The 1,529-nt window shown below is 65.2% G+C and carries 1 pseudogene; it reads left to right on the top strand.

Annotation, left to right across the window (positions count from 1 at the left end):
* A pseudogene (locus tag DGA31_RS29930) lies at positions 1 to 1,529 on the top strand (DUF4347 domain-containing protein); the annotation flags it as partial.

The following is a 1,529-nucleotide window of genomic DNA, read 5'->3' as shown; positions in this document are numbered from 1 at the left end:
TCAGCGTCGGCAACAACCTGCAGCTTAATGGCGCGACCCTGCGCGACAGCGTCGGTAATGATGTCAACACCACGCTCAATGGCCTGGGCAGCACCACGGGCGTGCTGGTCGACGCGATCATGCCGGTGGTGGGTTCGGTCGGCCTGCCGGCCGATGGCAGTTACAACGCCGACGATATCCTGAGCTTCACGGTCAACATCAGCGAAGGGGTGGTGGTCGATACCGCCACCGGTACGCCGCGGCTGGTCTTGACCGTGGGCAGTGCGACCCGCTATGCCAGTTATGTCTCGGGCGCCGCCAATGGCGCGCTGGTGTTCCAGTACACCGTGCAGGCGGGCGACACCGCCGCCAGCGGCCTGGGCATCGGCAGCACTCTGGACCTCAATGGCGGCAGCGTGCGCGATGCGGCCGGCAACAACCTGACCCTGAACCTCAATGGCCTGGGCAGCGCCGCCGGTGTGTTGGTGGACACCACGGCACCGACCGCCAATAGTATCGCTCTGGTCGATACCAACCCGACCAACAGCGGTACGGTCAGCTTCACGGTGAGCTTCAGCGAGAACGTCAGCGGCGTCGGGGCCTCGGACTTCAGCCTGGCCCTGACCGGCACTGCGTCCGGCAGCATTGCCAGTGTGACCCAGGTGGGTGCGCGGACCTATACCGTGCGGGTTGATACCGTCAGCGGCGTCGGCAGTTTGCGCCTGGACCTGAAAGCCAGCGGTACCGGCATTGTTGACGCTGCCGGCAACGCCATTACCGGCGGCCTGATCGGCGCCAGCTACAGCATTGACCGCGTCGCACCCGCAGTCACCCAAGTGACGGTTCCAGCCAACGGTACTTATGTGGCGGGGCAGAACCTGGATTTTACGGTCAATTTCAGCGAGACCATGGTGGTCGATGCCACCGGTGGCGTGCCGCGCCTCGCCGTGAGCCTGGACACCGGCGGCACTGTATACGCCAGCTATGTGTCCGGCGCTGGCTCCAATGCGCTGGTGTTCCGCCTGACCGCTGCCAGTGGCCAACTGGACAGCAATGGTATCGTGCTGGGTGGCGCGCTGCTGCTCAATGGCGGCAGCATCCGCGACACGGCCGGCAACGACACCCAGCTTACCCTGAACAATGTTGCCAGCACCGCCAACGTCACCATCGACGGTGTGGTACCGGTGGTGGTCAGTGTGACGCCCCCGGCCGATGGCAGCTATAAAACCGGCGACACGCTGAGCTTCACTGTCAATGCCAGCGAAGCCGTGCAAACCGGCGCACTGGCGCCCCGGCTGGTGCTGGACGTGGGCGGGGTGACCCGTTACGCCACGTATGTTTCCGGCAGCGGCAGTGCGGCGCTGGTGTTCCAGTACGTGGTGCAGGCCGGTGATACCGACAGCAACGGCATCGCGGTGAACAGTCTTGACGTGCGCGGTGACGCGCTGACCGACGTGGCCGGCAACGACCTGAACCTGACACTCAACAGCGTCGGCAGCACCGCTGGCGTGCTGGTCGACACCACGGCACCTTCGGCCAGTGGCATCGTG

Source organism: Pseudomonas ovata, from assembly GCF_003131185.1.
In the GTDB taxonomy this organism is placed as follows: domain Bacteria; phylum Pseudomonadota; class Gammaproteobacteria; order Pseudomonadales; family Pseudomonadaceae; genus Aquipseudomonas; species Aquipseudomonas ovata.
The sequence above is the reverse complement of the archived record's forward strand: the minus strand, read 5'-3'. Positions and strand labels throughout refer to the sequence as shown.